This is a genomic window from Peribacillus sp. P4_C12 (assembly GCF_056402095.1).
The window spans coordinates 1-901 of the sequence record NZ_JBFUIB010000973.1 but is presented as its reverse complement, the minus strand read 5'-3'; the positions used below and the strand labels follow the sequence as shown (position 1 = coordinate 901).

1 protein-coding gene is annotated in these 901 nt (G+C 34.5%); it reads right to left on the bottom strand.

The window, feature by feature from the left end; genetic code table 11:
• Window positions 1-15: 15 nt before the first annotated feature.
• Window positions 16-901: helix-turn-helix domain-containing protein (locus AC1DUW_RS30645; RefSeq protein ID WP_477644425.1), on the bottom strand; the 886-nt coding region annotated here is incomplete at its 5' end.

The window sequence follows — 901 nt, the reverse complement described above, 5'->3', positions numbered from 1 at the left end:
AGGTTTAGTATAATGCTATGATTTATTTTTATTTTCCTGTTTTTCCAGCCATTTTATCATTTTCGTTCGAATTTTATGTGATGGCCTTTTGATTCCTCTCTCAATGTTACTCACGTAAGGAGCAGATATTTCTAGTTCTTCTGCTAATTGATATAAAGAAAGATTAAGAATTTTTCTAGTGATTCTTATTTGCTCACCAATATTTTCACTTCTCTTTTGACTACTAGAATCCTGTAGTGAATGCCGAATGTCACTTCGAACTTTTTGTTTTTTTTCAATTGAACGATATTGGTCCTTAATAATCTCCGGTGGCTCTATTAAAATCATAGAATTCAACCAAATACTAGCCCATCCTTTATAATCCGCAATAGATTCATCCCATTTTTCATAATGCCATGACGCGATGACACCATCTTCTAGTAATGTATCCATAGCTTTTTCAAACCGCTCTCTAGTACGAGAAGGTGTGCGATTATTCATTTTTTCGCCGATTGACTCCAATAGTGTACTTGTTTTATTTGGCTGTAAAAAGTCTCCTTTTCTAGCTTGGGTCCTCCAACGCCAGCTTAAATACCTTGTAAGTCTYTTCTCCCAAATTTGTCTATAAGGATTATATTGCAATGCCTTAATTGAAAGAAGAGCAACTTGCCTTGCAGAACCATTTAGATACTTAGCAAACACTTTATCAATTGTAAACGTTATCTTTTTTCTACATGTTTCTTCTGAAATACCATATTCTTCTCCCGTATAATCTTTAAAAATGAACGTCCGCCCCTGGAGTGCTGTCTGAACAGGTTTACCTTTTTCATAGATGACAGCTTTGTTAATATTAATCCATATGCYTTGAATATTTGTAAGCGATTTCAAAATTTGTTCGCGTTGTCTTGCTTCATATCCACCT